We start from the raw sequence: 25,715 nt of genomic DNA, 5'->3' as shown, positions 1-25,715 counted from the left end.
CCCCGCGGGCCGCGCCCCCCCCCGGGGCCCGCCCCCCCCCCCCCCCCCGGGCCCCCCCCCGCCCCGCCCCCGCCCCCCCGCCACGGGGTTGTGCCGCAGGGCGGCGAGGGTGACCGGGAAGGTCAGCCCTCGTCGTCCTGGTCGATCAGGAAGCCGCGCATCGGCTGCGGGGCCTGCTGCAGCGGAGGCTGCGGACGGACCGCGGCCATCGGCTGGGTCATGGCCGGGGCCATCTGCTGCTGGCCGCCGGCGCTCTGGTGCTGCTGGCCGGAGCTGAAGCTGTTGCCGCCGAAGCTCTGCTGACCGCCGAAGGTCTGGCCGTTGCCACCTCCGCCGAAGCCCTGCTGGCCGCCGAAGGTCTGGCCGCCCATCGGCGACGCGCCGACCGGGGCCATCGACGGCTGAGGCATCGAGGGCTGGGACATCGACGGCTGCGACATCGAGGACGGCGGCAGCGACGCGGTGGCGGGCTGGCGCGGCGGGGCGAGCGAGTCGTCGGCCTGCGACTCCAGCTGGCGCAGCTGGGTCTCCAGGTAGGACTTCAGGCGCGTGCGGTACTCACGCTCGAAGGCGCGAAGGTCCTCGACCTTGCGCTCCAGCGTGGCCCGGGCCGACTCCAGGGAGCCCATGGCGACGCGGTGCTTCTCCTGCGCGTCCCGCTCCAGGGCGTCGGCCTTGGCACGGGCGTCGCGCTCCAGACCCTCGGCGCGGCTGCGGGCCTCGCCGACGATCTTGTTGGCCTCGGAGCGGGCCTCGGCGATGGCCTGGTCCGCGGTCTGCTGGGCCAGGCCCAGAACGCGGGCCGCGCTGTCGCCGCCGGGGGCCTGCTGCTGCTGCGGGAAGTGCGGCTGCTGCATCTGCTGCATGCCACCGCCCATCGGCTGCATGCCACCCATCTGCGGCTGCTGCATCTGCTGCTGGCCGCCGAAGGACTGCTGGCCACCCATGGTGCCCATGTTGCCGCCGGCGAGCTGGGGCGGACCCTGGAGCTGCGGGGCGCCCGACATCTGCTGCCCGGACATCTGCTGGGGGGCGCCGCTCGGCAGCTGCGGCGGGCCGGGGTGGCCCATCTGCTGCTGCTGTTGCTGCTGCTGCTGTTGTTGCTGCATCTGCGGCGGCATGCCCTGCTGGGGCACCGGCGGACCAGATATGGCAGCGGGAACGGGCGGGCCAGGGCGCTGGTGCTGCTCCTGTTCCTTCCGCATGTTCTGCTGGTTCTGCGCGGCCGCGCGAGTCGCCGCGGCCAGCTTGGCGCGCAGATCCTCGTTCTCGCGGAGCAGTCGGGTCAGCTCTCCTTCGACCTCGTCGAGGAAGGCATCGACCTCATCCTCGTCATAGCCTTCTCGGAGGCGGACGGTCGTGAACTGCTTGTTCCGCACGTCCTCGGGGGTCAATGGCATCTCTTCACCTCAACGTGATCGTCGGACAACCGGCGGCCTGCGGGGTTCACAAGCCCCCCACGACGGAGATCAGGATCGAAACAATGATGATCAGTACGAGGAAGGACAGGTCGAGCGCCACACCACCGAGGCGGAGCGGCGGGATGAACCGCCGCAGCAGCTTGAGTGGCGGATCCGTGATGGTGTAGATGCACTCGAGCACGACGATCATTCCACGGCCGGGCCGCCAGTCGCGGGCCAACTGCTGCACCCAGTCCATCACCAGGCGGGCGAGCAGAACGACGAGGAAGCAGGTCAACGCGATGTACAGCACCTGCCATACAACGTTCACCGCTGGTCCCCTCGCATCGTTCGCCCTCCTGCCCGCCGGGGGCGGTGTTCCCGCCGCCCGGCGTCACGTGATCCACACGTGAACCCACACGTTCGCCCCGCTTCGGATCAGCTCTGGTTGAAGAACCCACCCTCGGCGATCCTGGCCTTGTCCTCCGCCGTTACATCGACGTTAGCAGGAGACAGCAGGAACACCTTCTGCGTCACCCGCTCGATGCTCCCGTGGAGCCCGAAGACCAGTCCAGCCGCGAAGTCTACGAGGCGTTTGGCGTCCGTGTCGTCCATCTCGGTGAGATTCATGATCACCGGGGTGCTCTCACGGAAGTGTTCCCCGATGGTACGGGCTTCGTTGTAGGTTCGCGGATGGAGTGTGGTGATGCGGTACGGCTCCCGCTCAGAGGCGGCCTTGGGCATGATCACCGGGGCACTCTTCTCCACATGACGGCGTTCGGGTGTGATGGACGACACTGGAGCCATCCTGGGTTCCGCCCGCATCGGGGCCACCACCGACGCCGCCGACTGCGCTACTGGCGCGGGGGCGGGACGGGGCACCTCCTCGGTGCGCGCGGTGGTTCGCAGCGGCTCGGGCTCGGGGCCGTAGTCCTCGTCGTCAGGGTCGTAACCCTGAGCGTCGTAACCGTCGTCCTCCACGAGGCCGAGGTAGACCGCCATCTTGCGCATAGCGCCGGCCATACTCCTGTCCTCCGCTCTGTGGTGGATCGATTCCGTCGCCGGCGAATTCCTCGCCGGCGCTGGCCCCGCTGCCGCGAGGTGGTTCTACGATCCACGGTCTGACCCCGCGATGCAGGGGGATTCCTACTTGTCCTGATTTGTTCTGCGGTCTGATCGTCTAACCGGTGACGTTACCCGAGGGGCGCCCGCACACCCAGTACCGCAGAGCCGACGCGTACATGTGTCGCCCCCGCCGCGATTGCTTCCTCCAGGTCACCGCTCATTCCCGCGGAGACCGTCGTGGCCCCGGGGTGCGCACTGCGGAGCAGGGCCGAGACCTCCCGCAGCCGCTCGAAGGCACGGAGCGGGTGACCTGCGTCGGGACCGGACAACGGGGCCACCGCCATCACCCCGTCGCAGCTCAGTCCGGGCGCGGCCGCCAGGGCGTCGGCCAGCTCCAGCACCTCGCCGGGGAGAGCCCCGCCGCGCGACCGCCCCGCGGCCGCCCCTTCCCCCGCTCCGCCTGCTCCGCCTGCTCCGTTTGCTCCGTTTGCTCCGTTTGCTCCGTTTTCCAGGGCGACCTGGATCAGACAACCGAGAGGGGGGCGTTCCGTTTTCTGTACTTCCGCCGAGAGCGCGTCGACCAGACGGAGCCGATCGACAGAATGCACCACGTCGGCGTACCTCAGCACGGAACGGACCTTATTGGTCTGCAATTGGCCGACAAAATGCCAGATCAGGGGAAGTTCCTTGCATTCCGCCGCTTTCGGGGCGGCGTCCTGGTCACGATTCTCGGCGACGTCGGTGACGCCCAGTGCGGAGAGGAGTCTGGTGTCCGAGGCGGGGTAGGTCTTGGTGACCACCACCAGGGTGACCTCGTCGCGCGGGCGCCCGGCGGCGGCGCAGGCGGCGGCGATGCGCTGCTCCACCGAGGCGAGGTTGGCGCGGAGGGTGTCGTGGCGCGCCCGCTCGGCGGGGGTCAGGGCCGCGTAGTAATCGTTCATGAGTGCGTTTCATCCAGCCAGACGTAACCGGCCAGGCGGCCGGTGCGCTGGTCACGACGGTAGGAGTAGTGATCCGGCGATTCCATGGTGCAGGTGTGGGACTTCTCACCGACCGTCACACCCAGCCGGGCGAGTTGGGCGCGGACGCCGGCCGGCAGGTCCAGCGCGGGGGTGCCCCAGCTGGTCCGTGAGCGGGTGTCAGGTTCGAGAGCGGTGATCTCGTCGTGGAGCGCGGGCGGCACCTCGTAGCACCGCCCGCAGACCGAGGGACCGATCGCCGCGCTGATCCGGGACGGCTCCGCACCCAGGTCGACCATCGCCGCGACGGCGGCCGGGACGACTCCTGCGGCCAGCCCGGGACGGCCGGCGTGCGCCGCCGCGACCACCCCGGCCACCGGGTCGGCCAGCAGCACCGGTACGCAGTCGGCGGTCAGCACCGCGAGCGCCAGCCCGCGACGGTCCGTCACCACCGCGTCCACGTGCGGCGCCTCACCCTCCGGCTGGCGCCCGGTCACCACCGCGACGGCGTTGCCGTGCACCTGGTTCATCCAGACCACGGCGGCCGGGTCGAGGCCCAGGGCCCGCGCGGCGGCACGGCGGTTGCCACGCACCGCGGCGGGGTCGTCGCCGACGGCACCGCCGAGGTTCAGCTCCCCATACGGCGCGGTGCTCACCCCGCCCCACCGGTCGGTGAAGGCGAAGTGAGCACCGTCGTCGAGTTCGAGCGTGTAGCCGATCATGAAGGTCAGCCTAGACCCGTACGTCCCGGGGCAACGGGCTGCCCCGGCTGAGCGGAGCCGACCGCCCTGCGGACCGCCTCAGGCTGCCGGGCTGCGGCTACTTCACGCCACGGTTTACCTGCGGCTGCACTACGTGAGGCCGGACTACTTCAAGAAGTCCGGGACGTCCAGTTCCTCGGCCGGGCTGTCCACGTACGGCGGCCGGGTCTGCGGCACGTGCGGGGGCATCGGCGGGGCGGGCGGCTCCTCCGCGCGCGGGACGCTGCCGATGGTGTGCACGCTGCGGCCGGCCGCGGTGGAACCGGCCCGGTTGAACTCCGAGGGCCGCTCCGCCCCGGCTCCGCCGGACTGCGCCGGAGTCGACCGCACCACCGGGTCGCGGACGATCGTCGGCGGCTGCCCGCCGTCGAAGCCCGCCGCGATCACGGTGACCCGGACCTCGTCGCCCAGGGCGTCGTCGATGACGGCGCCGAAGATGATGTTGGCCTCCGGGTGCGCGGCCTCGCTGACCAGCTGCGCCGACTCGTTGATCTCGAACAGCCCGAGGTCCGAGCCGCCGGAGATGGAGAGCAGCACGCCACGGGCCCCGTCGATGGAGGCCTCCAGCAGCGGCGAGGAGATCGCCATCACCGCGGCGGCCTTGGCGCGGTCCTCGCCACGCGCGGAACCGATCCCCATCAGCGCCGAACCGGCGTCCGACATGACCGACTTGACGTCGGCGAAGTCCAGGTTGATCAGACCCGGGGTGGTGATCAGATCGGTGATGCCCTGGACGCCGGAGAGCAGCACCTGGTCGGCGGAGCGGAACGCGTCCAGCACCGAGACCTGGCGGTCCGAGATGGACAGCAGCCGGTCGTTGGGGATCACGATGAGGGTGTCGACCTCTTCGCGCAGCTGCGCGATGCCGTCCTCGGCCTGGTTGGCCCGGCGGCGGCCCTCGAAGGTGAACGGCCGGGTGACCACGCCGATGGTGAGCGCGCCGAGGGTACGGGCGATGTTGGCGACCACGGGGGCGCCGCCGGTGCCGGTGCCGCCGCCCTCACCGGCGGTGACGAAGACCATGTCGGCCCCCTTGAGGACCTCCTCGATCTCCTCGCGGTGGTCCTCGGCCGCCTTGGCGCCGACGTCGGGGTTGGCGCCCGCGCCGAGGCCGCGGGTGAGTTCGCGGCCGACGTCGAGCTTGACGTCGGCGTCGCTCATCAGGAGGGCCTGCGCATCGGTATTGATCGCGATGAACTCGACGCCCTTGAGCCCGACCTCGATCATCCGGTTGATGGCGTTGACGCCACCGCCGCCGATGCCGACGACCTTGATGACTGCGAGGTAGTTCTGGGGTGCTGCCACGTCGAAGGCCTCTCGCCTCGGATGTACGGTGCCGAAGGGGCGGGAACGCTCCCGTCTGCGGGAGGCCCTGACCCGAACCCTAACCTTGAGGTTTAGGGTTAATGCTGTCTGTCTGTTCCATCGTCTGTTGTCACAGGACACTAGGTCTCTGCGCGTGTCCGTTCAACGGACACGCCGAGGCCATTCATTTTTCTTGTGAGCCTATGTGATCAATCGTCCGGAGTTTCACCCGGGGTGGCCCACCAGATTCGGGGAGGATCTGGCGGTTCGTCAACACCAGGACCCCGCATGGCCGGAAGCTCACTTTGTCAGCGCGGGGTCATCGGGTGCACTGACGTCGTACGTCGTGCCCTGCTGCTTCAGCAGGGCGACCAGCACCACGGCCTTTCGCGCGGAGCGTTCCGGACTTCCCCACAGTACCTGTGCGCCGCCACCGAGTTGCAGTTCCAGATCGTCGTACGAATGCACGACGACGGAACGGGTCTGCGCGGCGACCGAGGGCGGGAGCGCTTTCGCGACCTCCACCGCCGAGGCCACCAGGACCTGTTCCGGGAAGGCCGAGAGGGCCGCCTTTCCGGCGGCCGAGAGCGAGAGTTCGACCACCGGCACACCGGCCGGGGCGCTGCCGCCGGTGGCGAAGCGCACCCCGTCCGCGTCGACCTGGGTGTAGCGGCCGTCCGGGTCCTTGACCGCGGCGATGGCCACCCGCTCGGTGATCTGGATCCGCACGGTGTGCGGCAGCGAGGTGCCGACGTCCACCCGGGCGGCCCTGGGCAGCGCCTGGCGCACCCGGGCCGCCACCGCGCCGGTGTCCAGGCGCTCCAGCGGCCCGCCGAGCGGGACCGCCGCGGCGGCCAGCACCTGATCGGTGGTCAGCGCCCGGTTGCCGGTGACCGTCACGGTGCGCACGTCCAGCACCGAGGAGAACAGCAGCAGCCAGCAGCCGGTCCCCAGCAGCGCCGCCACCAGCACGCCGATCAGCGCCCAGCCGCGCCGGGACAGCCTCAGCCGGCCCGGGTGCGGCTGACCTGTGTGCGGCTGACCCGGGTGCGGTTGTTCGGGCCGCGGATGTCCGGACTGCGATTGTCCGGGCGGGAGCCCGCCGGGGCCGGCAGCCGCCTCGACCCCGTCGTCCGCGCCGTTCGGGCGTTTCGGGCCGCCCGCGGGGGCGGGGCCGGAGTCGGCCCCGCCCCCGGCGGTTCCCGGCTCAGGCACGGCGGTTCGCGGCGATGGCCTCGTAGACCATGCCGACCAGCAGGTCGTCGGCGTCCCTGCGGCCGAACTCGGCGGCGGCGCGGCTCATGTCCCACAGCCGCTGCGGGTCGGTGAGCACCGGCAGCAGCTGGGAGAGCACCCACTCCGGGGTCAGCTCGGCGTCGTCCACCAGCAGCCCGCCGCCGGCCCGGACCACGGGCTGGGCGTTGAGACGCTGCTCGCCGTTGCCGATCGGCAGCGGCACGAAGGCGCCGGGCAGCCCGACCGCCGCCAGCTCGGCGACGGTCATCGCGCCGGCCCGGCAGAGCATCATGTCGGCGGCGGCGTAGGCCAGATCCATCCGGTCCAGGTACGGCAGCGCCCGGTACGGGGGCATGCCGGGGATGTCGTCGACCCGCGGCAGCTCGTTCTTGGGGCCCACCGCGTGCAGGATCTGCACGCCGTACTGCTGCAGCCGCGGCGCGACCGCCTGCACGGTCTCGTTGAGCCGGCGCGCGCCCTGGGAGCCGCCGGAGACCAGCAGCGTGGGCAGCCGCTGGTCCAGGCCGAAGTAGGCGCGGGCCTCGGGCCGGGCCGCGTTGCGGTCCAGGGTGGCGATGGTGCGCCGCAGCGGGATGCCGATGTAACGGGCGTCGCGCAGCTTGCTGTCGGGGGTGCTGACCGCGACGAAGTCGCTGTAGCGGGAGCCGATCTTGTTGGCCACCCCGGGACGGGCGTTGGCCTCGTGCACCACGATCGGCACCCCGGAGCGCTTGGCTGCGAGGTAGGCCGACATGGCGACGTAGCCGCCGAAGCCGACCACCGCGTCCGCCTTGGTGCGGTCCAGCACGTCCTGGACGGCCTTGACCGTGCCGCGCAGCCGGCCGGGCAGGGTGATCAGCTCAGGAGTGGCCTTGCGGGGCAGCGCGACCTTGGGGATCAGTGCCAGTTCGTAGCCGCGCTCCGGGACCAGCCGGGTCTCCAGACCGCTCTCGGTTCCCAGCGCGGTGATCCCGATCGTGGGGTCGTTCCTGCGCAGTGCGTCCGCAAGGGCGAGCGCGGGCTCGATGTGACCGGCGGTCCCCCCGCCGGCGAGTACGACATGCACCGAAATTCACCGCTCCCTGCGCTGCCGGGCCTTCCCGAGCCGCGCGATGGTCCGTTGGGGCAATCCGAGGACTCCGCCTCGGTTCTTCTTCGTCCGCGACCGGGCGGCGAGTGCTGCCTTCGCGGCGGGCTCGCTGCGTGCGAAGCAGAGCAGCATCCCGACCGCGAACATGGTCGGCAGCAGCGCCGAACCCCCGTAGGAGAACATCGGGAGCGGGACTCCCGCGATGGGAAGGAGTCCGAGCACCGCACCAATGTTGATCATGGCCTGGGCCATGATCCAGGTGGTGGCGCCTCCCGCTGCGTACCTGATGAAGGGGTCCCTCGTGCGACCGGCTACGCGGATACCCGCATACCCTAGTGCCGCGAAGAGGCCGAGTACTGACAGTGTCCCCGCCAGACCCAGTTCCTCGCCGGTCACCGCGAAGATGAAGTCCGTGTGTGGCTCCGGGAGTTGACCCCATTTCTCGATGCTGGCACCGAGGCCGGATCCGAAGATTCCGCCGGAGGCGAGTGCGTACACTCCGTGAACGGCCTGCCAACAGGATCCGTCCGCGGGAATGTGCGTGGCGCCGATGCACTGGAGCCGGCCGGCCCGGTGCGGGACCAGGGCGATCAGCATCGCGCTGAGCCCCAGCGCGATCGCGGCCGCGCCGCCGAACAGCCGCATCGGCGCCCCGGAGTACCAGAGCAGGCCGAACAGCAGCGCGCAGATGATCATCGCAGTGCCCATGTCGCCGCCGGCCAGGACCAGGGTCAGCAGCAGCACGGCCACCGGGACCAGCGGCACCAGCAGGTGCTTCCACTGGTCCAGCATCCGCATCTGCTGCTTGCGGGCCAGCAGGTCGGCGCCCCAGAGCACCAGGGCGAGCTTGGCGAACTCCGAGGGCTGGATCTGGAACGAGCCGCCCAGGCTGATCCAGTTCTGGTTGCCGTTGACGGACTTGCCCACCACCGAGACCAGCAGCAGCAGCGCGATCACCCCGAGCAGCAGCGGGTAGGCGAAGGCCCGGTGCAGCTTCACCGGCAGCCGGGCCGCCACGTACATCAGCACGCTGCCGATGGCCACGGCGGTGAGCTGCTTCTCGAAGAAGTAGGCGAACGGCAGGCCGAGGGTGCGGGCCTCGATCTGGGAGGCGGAGAACACCATCACCAGACCGAGCACCAGGATCAGCGCCGCCGAGCCCAGGATCAGGTAGTACGGCGTCAGCGGGCGGTCCAGGCCGCGCTGGAAGCGTCCCCAGGCGCTGTCCGGGCCGGTGAACCGGCTGTGCGAGCGGAACACCGCGACCGAGGTCGCCCTGGGGCGCGCGGCCGGCCCTCGGCCGTCCCGCGGACCCCTGGCGCCGGAGCGGCCCGGCTTCCCGGCACCGCCGGAACGGCCGCCGCGCGCGGGCGCCGCGGTACCGCGGCCGTCGGCTGTCCCGGCCACACCGGCCCCCTCCCCTGATGACGACGTGCTGACCTGTTGACCACCTGCCGACCACCTGCCGACGACCGCCGACGACCTGCTGACGGACGCTCAGCCCGCCAACGCGCGGGCGGCGACGGCGAACAGGTCGCCGCGCTCGCCGTAGTCGGTGAACATGTCCATCGAGGCGCAGGCGGGGGCCAGCAGTACGGTGTCGCCCGGCTGGGCGAGCCCGGCCGCCGCGCGTACCGCCGCGTCCATCGCCGGGGCACCAGTCTGTCCGTCGGGGACCTCGATCACCGGGACCTGCGGGGCGTGTCGCGCCAGCGCCGCGCGGATCAGCTGCCGGTCGGCGCCCATCAGCACCGCGCCGCGCAGCCGGTCGGCCGCGCCCGCGACCAGGGCGTCCATGTCCGCGCCCTTGGCCAGCCCGCCGGCCAGCCAGACCACCGAGGGGTAGGCGGCCAGCGAGGCCGCCGCCGCGTGCGGGTTGGTGGCCTTGGAGTCGTCCACGTAGGCGACCGCGTCGACGTCGGTGACGTGCGCGATGCGATGCGCGTCGGGGCGGAAGGCGCGCAGCCCGTCGCGGACGGCGCGCGGCTCCACTCCGTACGCCCGCGCGAGCGCGGCGGCGGCCAGCGCGTTGGCGACGTTGTGCGGTGCGGCCGGGTGCACGTCCTCGACCGAGGCCAGTTCGGCGGCGGCGCGCTGACGGTCCGGCACGAAGGCGCGGTCCACCAGCAGCCCGTCCACCACGCCCAGCTGGGACAGCGCCGGCGGACCGAGGGTGAAGCCGACCGCGCGGCAGCCCTCCTCCACCTCGGCCTCGCGGACCAGTTCCTCGGTGGCCGGGTCGGCGGTGTTGTAGACGCACGCGACCGTGTTGCCCTCGTAGACCCGGCCCTTGGCGGCGGCGTAGGCCGCCATCGAGCCGTGCCAGTCGAGGTGGTCCGCGGCGATGTTCAGCACCACCGCCGAGTGCGGCCGCAGCGACGGCGACCAGTGCAGCTGGTAGCTGGAGAGTTCCACCGCCAGCACGTCGTAGGGCTCCTCGGCGAGGACCGCGTCCAGGACCGAGACGCCGACGTTGCCGACGGCCGCGGTACGCCGGCCGGCGGCGGTGAGGATCGCCGCCAGCATCTGCACCGTGGTGGTCTTGCCGTTGGTCCCGGTGACCGCGAGCCAGGGGGCGGGCTCACCGGTGGCGTGATGCGGCCGGCGCAGCCGCCAGGCGAGTTCGACGTCGCCCCAGACCGGCACCCCGGCCGCCTCGGCGGCGGCGAACAGCGGGCTGCTGGGTGCCCAACCGGGAGAGGTGACGACCAGTTCGGTGTCCGCCGGCAGGGACGCCCCGTCGCCGAGGCGGACGGTGACGCCGAGCGCGCGCAGTCCCTCGGCCTGCGCCACCTGGCGCGGCCCGTCCCCGCCGTCCACGACGGTGACCACGGCGCCGAGCCCGTGCAGCACGGTGGCGGCGGGCACGCCGGAGACGCCCAGCCCGGCGACGGTGACCCGCAGGCCCTTCCAGTCCGGGGTCGCCACGCCGGCGGGGGCACCGCTCATGAGGTGACCCAGCCCGCGTAGAACAGGCCCAGGCCGACCGCGACGCACAGCCCCTGGATGATCCAGAAGCGCACCACGATCAGCACTTCCGACCAGCCCTTGAGTTCGAAGTGGTGCTGCAGGGGCGCCATCTTGAACACCCGCTTGCCGGTCATCCGGAACGACCCGACCTGGATGATCACCGAGAGGGTGATCAGCACGAACAGGCCGCCGAGGATCGCCAGCAGCATCTCGGTGTGCGAGCAGATGGCCAGGCCGGCCAGCGCGCCGCCGAGGGCCAGCGAACCGGTGTCGCCCATGAAGATCTTCGCGGGTGAGGTGTTCCACCACAGGAAGCCGAAGCAGGCGCCCATCAGCGCGGCCGCGATCACCGCCAGGTCCAGCGGGTCCCTGACCTGGTAGCAGTTGGCCCCGGCGCTCGACTGGGACCCGCAGGTCTGGCCGTACTCCCAGATGCCGATGAAGACATAGGCGCCGAAGACCATCACCGAGGCGCCGGTGGCCAGACCGTCCAGACCGTCCGTCAGGTTCACCCCGTTGGACATCGCCAGGATCATGAAGATGGCCCACAGCGCGAACAGCACCGGTCCCAGCGACCAGCTGAAGTCGGTCACGAAGGACAGCTTGGTGGAGGCCGGGGTGATCCCGGCGTTGTCCGCGAAGCGCAGCGAGCCGACCGCGAAGACGATGCCGACGATCAGCTGGCCGGCCATCTTGGCCTTGGCCCGCAGCCCCAGCGAGCGCTGCTTGACGATCTTGATGTAGTCGTCCAGGAAGCCGACCAGGCCCATGCCGGCCATCAGGAACAGCACCAGGATCCCGGAGGCCGTGGGCATGCTCCCGGAGACCAGCTTGGTGAGCGCGTAGGCGATCAGCGTCGCCAGGATGAACGCGATGCCACCCATGGTGGGCGTGCCGCGCTTGCTGTGGTGCGCCTTGGGGCCGTCGTCCCGGATCATCTGGCCGTAGCCGTGCCGGGCCAGGATCCGGATCAGCACCGGGGTACCGACCAGGGAGAAGAACAGCGCGAACCCAGCCGCGAAAAGGATCTGCCTCATGCCGTTCAACGAGCCTCTCCGCCCGGGGCGACGGTGGCCGGCGCGAGCAGCGCCTCGGCCACCCGTTCCAGACCCACCGACCGGGACGCCTTCACCAGCACCACGTCCCCCGGCCTGACCTGCTCGCGCAACAACTCGATCGCCGCATCCGCATCGGACACCAGCACCGACTCCTCACCCCACGAACCTTCGTTCCTCGCGCCCAGCTCCATGCAGGCCGCTTCCCGGCCGCCGACCGCCACCAGGGTGGCGATGTTCAGCCGTACTGCCAGCCGGCCCACCGCGTCGTGCTCGGCGAGGGAGTCCTCGCCGAGTTCCCGCATCTCCCCCAGCACCGCCCAGGTACGGCGGGCGTCGGGCCCCCTGCCACCGATCGCGGCGAGCGCGCGCAGGGCGGCCCGCATCGAGTCGGGGTTGGCGTTGTAGGCGTCGTTGATCACGGTGACGCCGTCCGGGCGGTCCTTCACTTCCATCCGCCATCGGGACAGGCTGCCCGCCTCCCCCAGCGCGGCGGCCGTCTCCGGCACGCCCATCCCGCACTCGACCGCCACGGCGGCGGCGGCGAGGGCGTTGGACACGTGGTGCTCACCGTAGAGCGCCAGCGTGACCGGCGCGGATCCCGCGGGTGTGACCAAGGTGAACGAGGCACGACCCGACTCGTCCAGGCGCACGTCCTGGGCCCTGATCAGGGCCTGCTCGGACTCGCCGAACAGCACCACCCGGGCCGCGGTCCGCGCGGCCATCGCCCGCACCAGCGGGTCGTCGGCGTTCAGCACCGCGACCCCGGTCTCCGGCAGCGACTCCACCAGCTCGCCCTTGGCCTCGGCGATGCCCTCGCGGCTGCCGAACTCGCCCATGTGGGCGGTGCCGACGTTGAGCACCACGCCGATCCGCGGCCGGGTGATCCCGGTCAGGTGGGCGATGTCGCCCTTGTGCCGCGCACCCATCTCCAGCACCAGGTAGCGGCTGTCGTGGTCGGCGCGCAGGGCTGTCGAGGGCATGCCCAGCTCGTTGTTGTAGGACTCCTGGGTGAACACCGTCGGACCCAGGTGCCGCAGCAGCTGCGCGATCAGGTCCTTGGTGCTGGTCTTCCCGGCCGAGCCGGTCAGCGCGACCACGGTGGTGCCGGTGAGCTGCGCGGTGACGGCGTGCGCCAGCCGGCCCAGGGCCACCAGCACATCGTCGACGATCACGGCGGGAACGCCGACCGGGTGCTGCGCCAGCACGGCGACGGCCCCGGCGGCGACGGCGCGGGCGGCGAAGTCATGGCCGTCCACCCGCTCGCCGACCACGGCGGCGAACAGCGCGCCGGCCTCGACCAGCCGGGAGTCGTGCACGACCGGACCGGTCACCCGCAGTCCGGGGTCGGGTACGTCGTGCAGGCGGCCCCCGGTGGCCTGGGCCACCTCGGCGAGGGTCAGTGGGATCACGGTGGCTCTACTCCAATTCCCCGGGGCGCGACGCCCCGTACCCCTGCGTCGCGGATTCCCCGGCGGCGCGGGTGGCCGCGAGGATGGCCTCGCGCAGCACCTCGCGGTCGTCGAAGGGCCGGACCTCGCCGCGGACGTACTGGCCGAGCTCGTGGCCCTTGCCGGCGACCAGGACGCAGTCCCCGGCGTGGGCCAGCGAGACGGCGGTGGCGATGGCGCGGGCCCGGTCGGGCTCCAGCACGACGTGGCCGCGCTCCCCCTCGGGCACCTCGACCGCGCCGCCGAGCATCGCGGCGAGAATCGCCAGCGGATCCTCGGAGCGCGGGTTGTCGCTGGTCAGCACGGCGGTGTCGGCGTAACGGGCGGCGACGCCGCCCATCGGGCCGCGCTTGAACGGGTCCCGGTCGCCGCCGCAGCCGACCACGACGTGCAGCCGGCCCTTGGTGACCTCGCGCAGCGAGCGCAGCGCGGCCTCCAGGGCGTCGGTCTTGTGGGCGTAGTCCACCACCGCGACGTACGGCTGCCCGGCCTCCACCCGCTCCATCCGGCCGGGCACCCCGGCCACCGCGGCCACTCCGGCGGCGGCCTGCTCCAGTGGGAGCCCGGCGCAGACCAGCGCGGTGATCGCGGCGAGCGCGTTGGCGACGTTGAAGGGTCCGGGCAGCGGCACCGAGGCGTCCACCGAGGCGCCGTCGGGACCGACCACGCGGAAGGTCGACCCGGCCGGGCCCAGGTGCACCGAGACGGCGCGCCAGTCGGCGGCGGGGTCGCCGGTCGCCGAGTAGCCGACGACCGGGATCTCGGCCTCGGCGGCCAGCCGACGGCCGTAGTGGTCGTCCAGGTTGACCACGCCGAGCCGGGCCCGGTGTCCGGTGCTCCGCCCGTCCGTGGTGCGGCCCCCCGGCCCACGGAACAGCCCGGCCTTGGCCCGGTAGTAGTCCTCCATGTCCGGGTGGAAGTCGAGGTGCTCCGGCGTCAGGTTGTTGAACAGCGCGACGTCGTAGACCACGCCGTCGACCCGGCCGAAGACCAGGGCGTGGCTGGAGACCTCCATCACCACCGAGTCGGCGCCGCGCTCGCGCATCACCGCGAGGATGCCGTGCAGGTCGGTGGCCTCGGGGGTGGTGCGCTCGCTCTTGATCCGCTCGTCGCCGACCCGCATCTCCACCGTGCCGATCAGCCCCGGACGGCGGCCCGCGCCGCGCAGTCCGCCCTCGACCAGGTACGCGGTGGTGGTCTTGCCGTTGGTGCCGGTGACGCCGATGGTCAGCAGCTGCTCGGCCGGCCGCCCGTACAGGACGGCGGCCAGGGCGCCCATCCGGCCCCGGGGGTTCTCCACGACCAGCAGCGGCAGCCCGCAGTCGGCGGCGCGGTCGGCCCCGTCCTGGTCCGTCAGCACGGCGACCGCGCCGAGGCCGGCGGCCTGCGCGGCGAAGTCCGCGCCGTGGGCGTGCGCCCCCGGCAGGGCCGCGTAGAGGTCGCCGGGGCGCACCGCACGGGAGTCGTGGGTGATGCCGGAGACGGTCGCGGCGGCGGCGCCCTCGATGCTGGGCAGGCCGAGCAGCTCGGCCACCTCGGCCAGCGGCGTCGGCCGGGCGGACTGCGGGCGGGGCGGGGTCGCGGCGTTCATGAGCGGGATGGGGGGCTCCTGATCACTTTGGGGCACGGCCGTGAGGTTACCGGTACGGCCCCGTCCGGGGCCAAGCCAGGGTGCCGGGCCGGGGCTGGAGGCGGTCACCGTATGCCCCCCGTCACCAGTTCACCGGCAGGTCGGCCGGGGCGCCGCCGGTCGGCGGCACCTGCAGGCTCTTCAGTGCGAACTCCATGACCTGCTTGAACACCGGCCCGCAGAGCTGACCGCCGAAATGCCCGTTCACCGGCTTCTGGATGACGCAGGAGACGGTGATCCTGGGCCGGTCGGCGGGGGCGAAGCCGATGAACGAGGAGGTGTAGCCGGAGTACCTGCCGGTGGCGGGATCGACCCGGTTGGCCGTACCGGTCTTCCCGGCCACCAGGTAGCCCGGGATCTCGGCCGCGGCGCCGGTGCCCTCCTGGCTGGCGACCACCGACTGCAGCATCTGCGCCAGGGTCTTCGCGGTCTGCTCGCTGACCACCCGGGTCTGCACCGGCGCCGGGGCCGGGACGAAGCGTCCGTCCGGTCCGGTGGTCCCGGCCACCAGCGTCGGCGCGATCCTGAGCCCGCCGTTGGCGATGGTGGAGTAGACCGACGTGGTCTGCAGCGCGTTCACCGACAGACCCTGGCCGAACGGGATGGTGTACTGCTGCGACCCGTTCCAGCGGGTCGGGTCGGCCAGGATGCCCTGGGTCTCGCCGGGAAAGTCCAGGCCGGTGGGCTGTCCGATGCCGAACTTGGTCAGGTAGTCGTAGAGCACCTGGTCGGCCTGCTGCTGGGTGGCGCCCAGGTGCTCGGCGGCCAGCATGGTGCCGATGTTGGAGGACTGGGCGAGCACGCCGTTGAGGGTGAGCTGCTCGGTGCCGTGCGCCACGTCGTCGTGGAAGATCCGGTCGGCCCGGGGCAGCGTGCCGGGGACGGTGACATGCGTCAGCGGGGTGGCCACGTTCTGCTGCAGCACCGCCGCCATGGTCATCAGCTTGCTGACGCTGCCCGGCTCGTAGGCCTCCTGCAGCGCGGCGTTGCCGAGGTCGGCGGGGTCGGCGTGGGCCAGGTCGTTGGGGTCGAAACCGGGGGCGACCGCCATCGCCAGGATCTTGCCGTTGGTGACGTCCTGGACTATCACGTAGCCCTTCTCCGCCCCGGCCCTGTGCACCTCGTCGGCGATCGCCTGCTGGGCCGCCCACTGGATGTCCCGGTCCAGGGTGAGCCGCAGGTCCGAGCCGGAGACCGGGGCTTGCTCGCGCTGGCCCGAGGTGGGCACCTCGCGGCCGCCGGACTGGGCGTAGGTGACCTCGCCGTCCTTGCCCTTGAGCAGCGCCTCGTACTGCTGTTCGAGGCCGCCGCTGCCGACCCCGTCGGCGTTGACGAAGCCGATGACGTTGGCGGCGAGGCCGCCGTCCGGGTAGACCCGCTTGGTGTGCTTGGCGTGGAACACGCCGTTGAGCGGGTTGGCGCAGGCCTCGTCGACCCGGCCGGCGTCGGCGGCCTTGACGGCGAGGTTGTTCTCGGTCAGGCAGTGGCCGCTCCAGGCCTTCTTCGTCTGCGCCGACTGGAGCGCGGTGATCTGGTTCCAGGTCTGCGGCGACTGCTGGCTGGCCAGCAGCGCGTAGCGCTTGCCGGTGTAGGTCAGCGCCTTGGTCAGGGTCTCGACCGGGACGCCCAGCATCGGTGAGAGCTGCTGGGCGGCCTGGGCCGGGGCGTCGTCGATGTGCGCCTGGCCCGGGGTGAACATGTACGGGTCGGCGGTGACATCGTAGGCGTCCACGGTGGTCGCCAGGGTCAGCCCGGAGGCGTCGGTAATGGAGCCGCGCGGGGCCGGCAACGTCTCGGTGCGGTAGAGGTTCACCGTGGCCTCGGCCGCGAGCGCGGCGGAGTCCAGGAACTGCAACTGCACCAGCCGGCCGATGAAGAGCGTGAAGACCGCGCCGAAGACCACCAGCACCAGCCGCAGCCGCCGCCGGGGGCTGGCCAGCCGCAGCGGCGCCGGCCGCGGGGCTTGGCGGCCGGCGGCGGGACGGCTGGGGTGCCCCGGTCGCGCAGGGCGCGCGGGCTGCTGCCGCGATCCTGGGCGGGGTACGGAGCGCGGACGCGGGGGGCGGGGAGTGGTCATATGGTCGCTGTCTCCCCGTCAGTGGGCTGCGCCGCTGGGCGCGGTGGGCGGCAGAGTCGCCGGCGGCTGGGCGGTCGCGGGCTGGGCTGCGCGGGGCTTGGGGGGTGACGGCTTGGGGGGTGACGGCCTGGTCGGCGGTTGCTGGGCGGACGGCCGGGCGGGGGGCGCCGCGGCGGTCGGGGCGGTGGACCTCGGCTGCGGCCTGGAGGCCTGCGCGGCCTGGGGCTTGAGCGTGGCACCCGTGGTCGCGGCGCCCGCGGACGTCGCGCCCGCAGACGTCGTGGCCGTGGTCGCGGCGGTGGCCGTCGCCGGCGCGCCGTTGGCCGGGTTCGTCGATGCCGTCGGTGACGCGGTCGGCGCACCGGCGGACGGAGGGGTGGACGCCGACGGGGCCGCGGACCCGGTCGGGGCGGGGGCCGGGGCGCCGGCCAGGCGCTGCGGTTTGCCGAGGACGGCGCCGTTGTCCTGCAGGAAGGCCGGGTTGCCGCCGGGCACCATGCCGAGCTGCCCGGCCCGTACCGACAGCGCGTCCGGCGCGGACCAGCCGGCGATCTGCTGCTGCAGGCCCTGGCGCTCGTCGCTGAGCGAGTTGGTCTGCTGCTGGAGCTTGCTCAGGGTGAAGGAACCCTGGTTGAGCGCGGTGTTCAGCATCAGCAGGGCGATCAGCCCGGCCGCGAGTATCAGCACCACCAGCACCGCGAACGGCCCGCGCCCGGCGGACCGCCCGGGCCTGCGTCCGGTCGGACGGGCCGGGCCGCGTCCCGCCGGTCGCCCGGCCGTGCCCGGTCGGCGGCGTTCGGTTGCGGTCCCTCCCGCGACTCTTCCGAGAGCCACCCTGCATCCGCTCCTTCGCTGCTGCCACGATTCCCCGGCCCGGAGGGCCCGTCCGTGCCGTCCCTAGTCCAGGGCCGGTCTGATTCGCTCCACCGCACGCAGCCGGACCGGCGTGGCCCGGCGGTTCTCGGCGATTTCCTGCTCGGTTGCCTGCTCCGCGCCACGGGTGAGCAGCTTCAGCCGGGGCTGGTGCTCCTCCGGGACGATGGGCAGGCCGGGCGGGGCGGTGGAGGCGGCGCCCGCCGCGAAGCACTGCTTGACCAGACGATCCTCCAGCGACTGGTAGGACATCACCGCGATCCGGCCGCCCACCGCGAGCACGTCCAGGGCGTTGGGGATGGCCCGTTCCAGGACCGTCAGCTCCCGGTTGACCTCGATCCGCAGCGCCTGGAAGGTGCGCTTGGCCGGGTTGCCGCCGGTGCGCCGGGTGGCGGCCGGAATGGCATTGCGTACCAGTTCGACCAGACGCGCGCTGTTGCTGAACGGTTCCTTCTCGCGCTCGCGCAGGATCACCGAGGCGATCTTCCCGGCGAACCGCTCCTCCCCGTACACCTTGAGGATCCGGGCCAGGTCGCCGTGCGAGTAGGTGTTGAGCACCTCGGCGGCGCTGATGCCGGTGGTCTGGTCCATCCGCATGTCAAGCGGCGCGTCCTGGGCGTAGGCGAAGCCCCGGTCGGCCTCGTCCAGCTGCATCGAGGAGACGCCGAGGTCGAACAGGATGCCCTGGACGCGGTCGATGCCGAGGTCGGCGAGGACACCGGGGATCTCGTCGTAGACGGCGTGCACCAGGGTGGCGCGCTCCCCGAACGGGGCGAGGCGCTCCCCCGCGAGCCGTAGCGCCTGCGGGTCGCGGTCCACCGCGACCAGGCGCGCCTCCGGGAAGCGGAGCAGCATGGCCTCGCTGTGGCCGCCGAGGCCGAGGGTGGCGTCCACGACGACCGCGCCGGGGTCGGTCAGGGCCGGGGCGAGCACGTCCAGGCAGCGGTTGAGCATGACCGGAACGTGCAGGGGGCCGGTGCTCATCGGTGCCTCTCGTCGTACGTACGCACCGCCTGGTCCCCGCCCGCTCGCCTTGGGGAAGGGGCCCTCTGGCGCCGGGGAAGGGGCGTCAGCGGGTGCGGAGCGGGTGGAGGCCGGGACGGTGCGTGCGTCTGCGTTGCGCAGTGGTCTGGCGCACGGGTTCGTGCGGGTCTGGCAGGGGGTTCAGGCAGGGGTTGGTGCCGGGGCCGGACGGATCGCGCCGTCCCCGTACGTCCCGGGACGGCACTCCTCCGACGTCGCGTCACTTTACTCCACGGCTCTCGCGGGTCAATCGGATGCGACGGCGCACGCCCCCCACGGACGGGTGGAATATGCCCAGGTCAGGGCGAGGGTGACCGACTGTCCGGAGCGCGCGACACGCGGTGACGCGCACACCGCGCCACCCCGGGGACGCGCCGCGCGCGCGACAATCACGCGAACGGAGTAGGTGGACGATCCGGACGGGTGCGCCGTCCGCGCCGCGCGGTACGCCTATGGGATGCATCACAGCGCCGTCCCACGCTGCGGTCCACCTCGGCCGATGGCCGGTTTTCCCACTACGGTCAGAGCTATGACCACGACCCCCGACCTGCCGTCCGCGGAGGCCGCTGCGTCCTCCGGCCCTGCCACCGCACACGCGTCGCCGTCGATCATCGACAGCTTCGTCGCCCGCAACCGCGCCTACGCCGCCTCGTACCACGACGGTGGCATGGACGCCCGTCCGGTCCAGCGCGTCGCCGTGGTGACCTGCATGGACGCCCGGATCGACGTGCACGCCGCGCTGGGTCTGGACCTCGGCGACTGCCATGTCATCCGCAACGCCGGCGGCGTGGTCACCGACGACACCATCCGCTCGCTGACGGTGAGCCAGCGCGGTCTGGGCACCCGGTCAATAGCGCTGATCCACCACACCGGCTGCGGTCTGCTGGACCTGACCGAGAACTTCCGGAACGAGCTGGAGGAGGAGGTGGGCATCCGGCCGTCCTGGGCGCTGGAGTCGTTCACCGACCTGGAGCAGGACGTGCGCCAGTCCATGGCCCGGGTCCGCACCTCGCCCTTCCTGCTGCACCACGACGACATCCGCGGCTTCGTCTTCGACGTGCACACCGGGCTGCTGCGCGAGATCGCTCCGTGACGGCAGCCCCGGGAGCGACGGCGTCCGGCCCGGAGTGGATCCTGAGGGCCGCCGACCGGGCCGCCGCCGCCTGGAAGAACGGCGGCGGGGTGACCCGCGAGGTGGCCGCGTCGCCGCCCGGCGCCGGGATGGACGACTTCGACTGGCGGGTCAGCCTCGCCGACGTCGCCCGGGGCGGCCCGTTCTCCCGCTTCCCCGGCGTGGACCGGGTGATCACTGTGGTCGAGGGCGCCGGGATGGAGCTGGAGGTCGACGGGGCGGCGCACCTCGCCGACGCCCGGTATGCGCCGTTCGCCTTCCCCGGCGACGCGGACACCGGCTGCCGGCTGCTGGACGGGCCGATCGTCGACTTCAATGTGATGACCCGTCGGGACCGGGTCCGGGCGACGGTCGAGATCGTCGACGCCGACCGCACCCTGCCGACCGGCCCGGGGCCGGGCCCGGAACAGCTGCTGGTGCTGGTCCTCAGGGGTGAGGCCACCGTGGGCGGGCACACCCTGGGCAGGTACGACGCCGCGCTGCTCGACTCCGGGCAGCCGGCTGACGGAGTGTCGCTCGGCTTCGGCGGCCCGGACGGGCTCGCCGCCGTGGTCGGCTTCGCCCCGGTGACCCGCCCATAACGGACGAATAACGACGCAGCAAGGGCGCGTTCGCCCGGGCGAGTGACGTGGAGCGCCCTGACAGGGAACAATGCGTGGAGCCGTGTCGACGCACACGGAGGGGGCACCGAACCGGGGACATGGTGCGGCCCCCGTACACGGGCCGAGGAGTTGCCGGGTGACGACCTTCAAAGAGCACACCAGTCTTGACCAGCCGCAGGGTGCGGGACTGGTGGAGCTCGGAGCCGTGGTGGAGCGGGTCCGCTCCTCCGTGGAGAGCGTGGTGGAGGGCAAGCCGGAGGCGGTGCGGCTGGCCCTGACCGTCCTGCTCGCCGAGGGCCATCTGCTGATCGAGGACGTGCCCGGGGTCGGCAAGACCCTGCTCGCCAAGGCGCTGGCCCGGTCGGTGGACTGCACGGTGCGCCGGATCCAGTTCACCCCCGACCTGCTGCCGTCCGACATCACCGGCACCAGCGTGTTCGACCAGAACCGCCGCGACTTCGAGTTCAAGCCCGGCGCGATCTTCGCCCAGATCGTCGTCGGCGACGAGATCAACCGGGCCTCGCCGAAGACCCAGTCCGCGCTGCTGGAGTCGATGGAGGAGGGCCAGGTCACCGTGGACGGCACCAGCTACCCGCTGCCGTCGCCGTTCATGGTCGTCGCCACCCAGAACCCGGTGGAGATGGAGGGCACCTATCCGCTGCCCGAGGCCCAGCGCGACCGCTTCATGGCCCGGATCTCCATCGGCTACCCGAGCGCCGAGGCCGAGCTGCAGATGCTGGACGTCCACGGCGGGGCCTCCCCGCTGGCGGACCTGCGCCCGGTGGCGCACGCCGACGACGTCATCAAGCTGATCGAGGTGGTGCGCCGGGTGCACGTGGCCGACGAGCTGCGCCGCTACGCCGTGGCACTGGTCGCGGCCACCCGCACCTCCCCCGAGCTGCGGCTCGGCGCCTCGCCCCGGGCCACCCTGCACCTGCTGCGGGCCGCCCGCGCCGCCGCCGCGCTGGACGGCCGGGCCTACGTCATCCCGGACGACCTGCAGGCCCTGGCGGTACCGGTGCTGGCGCACCGGCTGCTGCCCACCGCCGAGACCCAGCTGGGCCGGCGCACCACCGAGCAGGTCATCCGCGACCTGGTGAGCCAGCTCCCCATCCCGCACCCGGCGCGCTGAGATGGCGGCACGTTCCGCCCAGCCCCCGGTGCCGGCCGGCACCGGGGCCGGCCGTGTCGGCGGGTTCCGTACCGCGCTGCGCGGGCTGACCACCCGGGGCCGGTCCTTCCTCGCCGCCGGCATCACCGCCGCGCTCTGCGCCTACCTGCTGGGACAGCCCGCACTGCTGCGGGTCGCGCTGCTGCTCGCCGCGCTACCGCTGGCCAGCGTGGCGATGCTGCTGCGCACCCGCTACCGGGTCGCCAGCGGACGGCGGCTGACGCCCTCGCGCACCCCGGCCGGACAGGAGGCCCGGGTGCACCTGCGGGTCGACAACGTCTCCCGGGTGCCCACCGGGCTGCTGATGCTGGAGGACAAGGTGCCCTACGTCCTCGGCCCGCGTCCGCGCTTCGTGCTGGACCGGGTCGAGCCGCGCGGCCACCGCGAGGTCTCCTACCGGGTCCGCTCCGACCTGCGCGGACGCTATCCGCTGGGTCCGCTGCAGCTGCGGCTGGGCGACCCGTTCGGGCTGTGCGAGCTGACCCGTTCGTTCACCGCCGCCGACACCCTCACCGTGGTGCCCCAGGTGCAGCAGCTGCCGGCGATCCGGGTCAGCGGCGAGTGGACCGGCTACGGCGACAGCCACTCCCGCGCCGTCGCGCTGGCGGGCGAGGACGACGTGGTGCCGCGCGAGTACCGGCACGGCGACGACCTGCGCCGGGTGCACTGGCGCTCCACCGCCAAGTACGGCGAGCTGATGGTGCGCCGCGAGGAGCAGCCGCTGCGCAGCCGGGCCACCGTGCTGCTGGACACCCGGGCGGCCGGGCACCGGGGCACCGGCCCCGCCTCCTCCTTCGAGTGGGCGGTCAGCGCCGCCGCCTCGCTCTCGCTGCATCTGCTGGAACGCGGCTACGCGGTCCGGCTGCTGACCGACACCGGCGCGTCGGTCACCGGCCCCGGCGCGGCCGGGCTCGGCGGCGCCTCCGGGGAGGCGGCCGGGCTGCTGCTGGACACCCTGGCGATGGTCGAGCACTCCGGCGGCGAGGGCCTGTCCCGCGCCGAGGAGGTGCTCCGCCTCGGCGGCGAGGGCCTGGTCGTGGCCCTGCTCGGGGCCCTGGACGACGAGCAGCTGGCCGAGCTCTCACGGTTGCGCCGCCGTACCGCGGCGGCGGTGGCCGTGCTGCTGGACACCTCCAGCTGGACCCTGCTGCGCGGGGTCGGCGGCGAGTCGTCGACCGTCGCCGGCACGCCGGAGCAGATCGAGCAGCGGCAGACGCAGCTGCTGCGCGAGGCCGGCTGGACGGTCCTGCCGGCCCGCTCCGGCGACTCGCTCCCGGACCTCTGGCGGCAGGCCGACCGGGCCGCCGCCGTCGCCGCACCGGGCTCCTACTGGATCGGAAGGGACCAGGCTTGAACGGGCGTACCCGAATCGCCGTCCACGCGGCCTCGGCCACCCTGCTGACCGCGTTGTGCCTGTGGCCGCTGGTCAGTTCGGCGGCCTGGCTGATCCAGGCCGCGTTCCTGGTGCTGGTCAGCATGGGCGTGGGCCTGAGCCTGCACCGGCTGCCGGTGCCCCGGCCACTGGTGCCGGTGCTGCAACTGCTGGTACTGGTGCTGCTGCTGACCCTGATCTTCGCCAACTCCACGGCGCTGTGGGGGGTGCTGCCCGACCCGGGTTCGGTCCGGCAGCTGAACGGCATGCTGCGGCAGGGCTTCACGGACATGAGCCAGTACGGGGCTCCGGCGCCACTGAGCGACGGGCTGCGGCTGATCCTGGTCGGCTCGGTCGCGCTGGTCGGGCTGGTGGTGGACACGCTGGCGACCACGTACCAGCGGGTCGCGCTGACCGGGCTGCCGCTGCTCGGGCTGTTCTCCGTCGGCACCGGGCTGCACCTGCACGGGGCGCTGTGGTTCTGGTTCCTGCTGGCCGCCTTCGGCTATCTGTCGCTGCTGCTCGCGGAGGGCCAGGACCGGCTCTCGCGCTGGGGCCGGATCTTCCAGGGAACCCCGGCGACCATGGCCGCCGCGCCCAGCAGCAACCCGCTCAGCAGCACCGGCTACCGGATCGCCGGCCTGGCCGTGCTGGCCGGGCTGCTGCTGCCGATGGTGCTGCCGTCACTGAACACCCCGCTGGTGGGCCGGTTCGGCAGCGGCGGCGACGGCGGGAACGGCGGCAGCGGCATCATCACCGCGGTGAACCCGCTGGCCTCGCTGGCGCAGAGTCTGCAGCAGCCGGTCAACCAGAACGTCCTCAGCTACACCACCAACGCCCCCAACCTGGCCGACCAGTACCTGCGGATCGTGGACCTGGACTCCTTCAACGGGGTGTCCTGGACCACCAGCAGCCAGCAGGTGGTGAACGTGCCGCAGCAGCTGCCGGCGGTGTCGGGGCTCGACCTGGTCACCCCGGCGATGGCGGTGACCACCAAGGTCAACACCTCCCCCGACTACGCCCAGCAGTGGCTGCCGATGCCCTACCCGGCGACCTCGGTCCGGGTCAGCGGCAACTGGAAGTACGAGCCCGACGGGCGCACCCTGGTCGGCGCGGACAGCTCGCAGAACGCCGGCGGACTCCAGTACACCGTGGACAGCCTCGCCGTGCGCCCCACCACGGACCAGCTGCGGGCTGCGGCGGCCCCGCCCGCCTCGATCCAGCACACCTACCTGGCCCTGCCGAAGAACTTCCCCACCGTGGTCAGCGACCTCGCGCAGGCGGTCACCCGCACCGCGATCACCCCGTACGACAAGGCGGTGGCGCTGCAGAACTTCTTCACCACCACCGGGGGCTTCACCTACAGCACCACCGTCGCGCCGGGGACCGGCACCGACGCGATCGTCCAGTTCCTGCGGAACCGCAAGGGCTTCTGCGTGCACTACGCCGCCACCATGGCGGCCATGGCCCGCTCCCTGGGGATCCCGGCCCGGGTGTCCATCGGCTTCACCCCCGGCACCCAGCAGGCCGACGGCAGCTGGCTGGTCGGCACCAAGAACGCCCACGCCTGGCCGGAGCTGTACTTCTCCGGGGTCGGCTGGCTGCGGTTCGAGCCCACGCCGACCATCGGCGTCGCGCCCGACTACAGCACGCCCAGCAGCGCCGGCGGCGGGGCCTCGTCCCAGCCGTCCGACGGCGCGAGCGCCGGCACCGCCCCGCAGAGCACCCCGCACGCCAACCAGAGCTGCTCGGTGGTCGAACGCAAGGCGGGCGGCTGCCACGACGAGCAGCCGCTGACCCCGGCCACCACCGGAACCGGCACGAGCTGGCCCGACCCGCTGGTGCCGGCCCTGACGGCGGCGGCGGTACTGGTCCTGCTGGGGCTGCTGACGCCGATGCTGTGGCGGCTCCGGGCCCGTCGGGCCCGGCTGCGCAGGCGCGGAGCGGACGGCTCCGGCGAGAGCGCCGGGACCGAGCTCAGCGACCGGCAGGTGCTGGACGCCTGGCGGGAGCTGATCGACTCGGCCTGGGACCTGGGCATCCCGCCCGACGAGGCGGAGACGCCGCGCGGCACCGCGGCCCGGCTGTCCGAGCTGGGCGCGCTGGAGGAGGCCCCACGGGCCGCGGCGGGGCGGCTGGCCCTGGCCACCGAGCAGGTGCTCTACGCTCCCCGCGTCAGCGCGATGCCCGCACTGCGGCAGGACGTGCGCACCGTCCGCAGCGGACTGCAGGCCTCCGCGACCCGGGGCACCCGGGTCCGGGCCCTGCTGTTCCCGCCCTCGGCGGCACGCCCGTTCCGCGCCGCCCGGGCCCGGATCAGCGGCGCCGGCCAGCGCCTCCTCCCGCCCTGGCGCCGCGACTAGCGGCAGCCCGGGCCGGGGCCGGACCCCGGGGGAGCGGACGGACCGAAGAACGGACCGAGCAAGGGGCGGGGGGGGCCGGGGTGGCCCCCCCCCCCCGGGGGCGGGGGGGGTGGGGGTGGGGGGGGGGTGGGGCATGGTGTGGACGCCGGTGTTTGTAGAGGGGGGGGGGGGGTGAGTTAA

Annotated in this window: 21 protein-coding genes; 5 read left to right on the top strand and 16 right to left on the bottom strand. The window is 72.9% G+C overall.

All coding sequences use genetic code 11. The features are described from left to right. Window positions 1-122 precede the first annotated feature (122 nt). From ABH925_RS35675 to rsmH, 16 genes are all read right to left on the bottom strand, one after another. Window positions 123-1,400 carry a DivIVA domain-containing protein gene (locus ABH925_RS35675; protein WP_370155362.1) on the bottom strand — a complete coding sequence of 426 codons (1,278 nt, stop codon included), beginning with the start codon at window positions 1,398-1,400 and terminating at the stop codon, window positions 123-125. A 46-nt stretch (window positions 1,401-1,446) separates the two neighbouring features. Beyond that, window positions 1,447-1,731, bottom strand: a complete 285-nt coding sequence (locus ABH925_RS35670; RefSeq protein ID WP_370155359.1) for a YggT family protein — start codon at window positions 1,729-1,731, stop codon at window positions 1,447-1,449. Between the two features lie 107 nt (window positions 1,732-1,838). Beyond that, window positions 1,839-2,423, bottom strand: coding sequence for a cell division protein SepF (locus ABH925_RS35665; RefSeq protein ID WP_370155357.1), 585 nt, complete (start codon window positions 2,421-2,423; stop codon window positions 1,839-1,841). A 170-nt stretch (window positions 2,424-2,593) separates the two neighbouring features. Then, a complete protein-coding gene (locus ABH925_RS35660; protein WP_370155355.1) occupies window positions 2,594-3,406 on the bottom strand; it encodes a YggS family pyridoxal phosphate enzyme in 813 nt (270 codons plus the stop codon). Beyond that, entirely contained in the window at window positions 3,403-4,146 is a 744-nt protein-coding gene (gene pgeF / locus ABH925_RS35655; RefSeq protein ID WP_370155353.1) for a peptidoglycan editing factor PgeF, read from the bottom strand. Before pgeF ends, ABH925_RS35660 begins: the two co-directional genes overlap by 4 nt. A 144-nt stretch (window positions 4,147-4,290) precedes the next feature. Then, window positions 4,291-5,490, bottom strand: a complete 1,200-nt coding sequence (ftsZ, locus tag ABH925_RS35650; protein WP_370155352.1) for a cell division protein FtsZ — start codon at window positions 5,488-5,490, stop codon at window positions 4,291-4,293. Between the two features lie 300 nt (window positions 5,491-5,790). After that, a complete protein-coding gene (locus ABH925_RS35645) occupies window positions 5,791-6,705 on the bottom strand; it encodes an FtsQ-type POTRA domain-containing protein (protein ID WP_370155350.1) in 915 nt (304 codons plus the stop codon). Further along, window positions 6,698-7,792 (bottom strand): undecaprenyldiphospho-muramoylpentapeptide beta-N-acetylglucosaminyltransferase, encoded by a 1,095-nt coding sequence (murG, locus tag ABH925_RS35640; RefSeq protein ID WP_370155348.1) that lies wholly within the window; start codon window positions 7,790-7,792, stop codon window positions 6,698-6,700. Before murG ends, ABH925_RS35645 begins: the two co-directional genes overlap by 8 nt. A gap of 6 nt (window positions 7,793-7,798) precedes the next feature. Continuing rightward, complete coding sequence (ftsW, locus tag ABH925_RS35635; protein ID WP_370155346.1) at window positions 7,799-9,223, bottom strand: putative lipid II flippase FtsW; 1,425 nt, start codon at window positions 9,221-9,223, stop codon at window positions 7,799-7,801. A gap of 90 nt (window positions 9,224-9,313) precedes the next feature. Further along, window positions 9,314-10,765, bottom strand: a complete 1,452-nt coding sequence (gene murD / locus ABH925_RS35630; protein ID WP_370155345.1) for a UDP-N-acetylmuramoyl-L-alanine--D-glutamate ligase — start codon at window positions 10,763-10,765, stop codon at window positions 9,314-9,316. Beyond that, a complete protein-coding gene (gene mraY / locus ABH925_RS35625) occupies window positions 10,762-11,823 on the bottom strand; it encodes a phospho-N-acetylmuramoyl-pentapeptide-transferase (RefSeq protein ID WP_370155342.1) in 1,062 nt (353 codons plus the stop codon). Before mraY ends, murD begins: the two co-directional genes overlap by 4 nt. Window positions 11,824-11,828: 5 nt before the next feature. Then, complete coding sequence (gene murF, locus ABH925_RS35620) at window positions 11,829-13,253, bottom strand: UDP-N-acetylmuramoyl-tripeptide--D-alanyl-D-alanine ligase (RefSeq protein WP_370155339.1); 1,425 nt, start codon at window positions 13,251-13,253, stop codon at window positions 11,829-11,831. A 7-nt stretch (window positions 13,254-13,260) separates the two neighbouring features. Further along, on the bottom strand, window positions 13,261-14,919 hold the full coding sequence (locus ABH925_RS35615) for a UDP-N-acetylmuramoyl-L-alanyl-D-glutamate--2,6-diaminopimelate ligase (protein ID WP_370155336.1): 1,659 nt from the start codon (window positions 14,917-14,919) through the stop codon (window positions 13,261-13,263). An 85-nt stretch (window positions 14,920-15,004) separates the two neighbouring features. Beyond that, window positions 15,005-16,999, bottom strand: coding sequence for a peptidoglycan D,D-transpeptidase FtsI family protein (locus ABH925_RS35610; protein WP_370155334.1), 1,995 nt, complete (start codon window positions 16,997-16,999; stop codon window positions 15,005-15,007). 18 nt (window positions 17,000-17,017) lie between these two features. Beyond that, window positions 17,018-17,833, bottom strand: coding sequence for a hypothetical protein (locus tag ABH925_RS35605; protein ID WP_370155332.1), 816 nt, complete (start codon window positions 17,831-17,833; stop codon window positions 17,018-17,020). A gap of 63 nt (window positions 17,834-17,896) precedes the next feature. Then, the gene (gene rsmH / locus ABH925_RS35600) at window positions 17,897-18,856 is read right to left on the bottom strand and encodes a 16S rRNA (cytosine(1402)-N(4))-methyltransferase RsmH (RefSeq protein WP_370155331.1); all 960 of its coding nucleotides are present in this window, start codon (window positions 18,854-18,856) and stop codon (window positions 17,897-17,899) included. 568 nt (window positions 18,857-19,424) lie between these two features. On the opposite strand from rsmH, the gene ABH925_RS35595 reads away from it, so the two are divergent. From ABH925_RS35595 to ABH925_RS35575, 5 genes are all read left to right on the top strand, one after another. Beyond that, window positions 19,425-19,988 carry a beta-class carbonic anhydrase gene (locus ABH925_RS35595; protein ID WP_370155328.1) on the top strand — a complete coding sequence of 188 codons (564 nt, stop codon included), beginning with the start codon at window positions 19,425-19,427 and terminating at the stop codon, window positions 19,986-19,988. Beyond that, complete coding sequence (locus tag ABH925_RS35590) at window positions 19,985-20,608, top strand: HutD family protein (RefSeq protein ID WP_370155326.1); 624 nt, start codon at window positions 19,985-19,987, stop codon at window positions 20,606-20,608. The genes ABH925_RS35595 and ABH925_RS35590 overlap by 4 nt, the downstream gene beginning before the upstream one ends. A 157-nt stretch (window positions 20,609-20,765) precedes the next feature. Next, window positions 20,766-21,761, top strand: coding sequence for an AAA family ATPase (locus ABH925_RS35585; protein WP_370155324.1), 996 nt, complete (start codon window positions 20,766-20,768; stop codon window positions 21,759-21,761). Between the two features lies 1 nt (window position 21,762). Further along, entirely contained in the window at window positions 21,763-23,154 is a 1,392-nt protein-coding gene (locus ABH925_RS35580) for a DUF58 domain-containing protein (protein ID WP_370155322.1), read from the top strand. Beyond that, window positions 23,151-25,535, top strand: coding sequence for a transglutaminaseTgpA domain-containing protein (locus tag ABH925_RS35575; protein WP_370155320.1), 2,385 nt, complete (start codon window positions 23,151-23,153; stop codon window positions 25,533-25,535). The genes ABH925_RS35580 and ABH925_RS35575 overlap by 4 nt, the downstream gene beginning before the upstream one ends. Window positions 25,536-25,715 lie beyond the last annotated feature (180 nt).

The sequence above is a fragment of the Streptacidiphilus sp. EB129 genome (genome assembly GCF_041262645.1).
GTDB lineage: Bacteria > Actinomycetota > Actinomycetes > Streptomycetales > Streptomycetaceae > Streptacidiphilus.
The sequence above is the reverse complement of the archived record's forward strand: the minus strand, read 5'-3'. Positions and strand labels throughout refer to the sequence as shown.

What these genes read in the sequence shown, in the direction of transcription:
- ABH925_RS35675 (WP_370155362.1), bottom strand. Translation starts at nt 1,400, where the DNA reads ATGCCATTGACCCCCGAGGACGTGCGGAACAAGCAGTTCACGACCGTC.
- ABH925_RS35665 (WP_370155357.1), bottom strand. Translation starts at nt 2,423, where the DNA reads ATGGCCGGCGCTATGCGCAAGATGGCGGTCTACCTCGGCCTCGTGGAG.
- ABH925_RS35660 (WP_370155355.1), bottom strand. Translation starts at nt 3,406, where the DNA reads ATGAACGATTACTACGCGGCCCTGACCCCCGCCGAGCGGGCGCGCCAC.
- pgeF (WP_370155353.1), bottom strand. Translation starts at nt 4,146, where the DNA reads ATGATCGGCTACACGCTCGAACTCGACGACGGTGCTCACTTCGCCTTC.
- murD (WP_370155345.1), bottom strand. Translation starts at nt 10,765, where the DNA reads ATGAGCGGTGCCCCCGCCGGCGTGGCGACCCCGGACTGGAAGGGCCTG.
- mraY (WP_370155342.1), bottom strand. Translation starts at nt 11,823, where the DNA reads ATGAGGCAGATCCTTTTCGCGGCTGGGTTCGCGCTGTTCTTCTCCCTG.
- ABH925_RS35610 (WP_370155334.1), bottom strand. Translation starts at nt 16,999, where the DNA reads ATGACCACTCCCCGCCCCCCGCGTCCGCGCTCCGTACCCCGCCCAGGA.
- rsmH (WP_370155331.1), bottom strand. Translation starts at nt 18,856, where the DNA reads ATGAGCACCGGCCCCCTGCACGTTCCGGTCATGCTCAACCGCTGCCTG.
- ABH925_RS35595 (WP_370155328.1), top strand. Translation starts at nt 19,425, where the DNA reads ATGACCACGACCCCCGACCTGCCGTCCGCGGAGGCCGCTGCGTCCTCC.
- ABH925_RS35580 (WP_370155322.1), top strand. Translation starts at nt 21,763, where the DNA reads ATGGCGGCACGTTCCGCCCAGCCCCCGGTGCCGGCCGGCACCGGGGCC.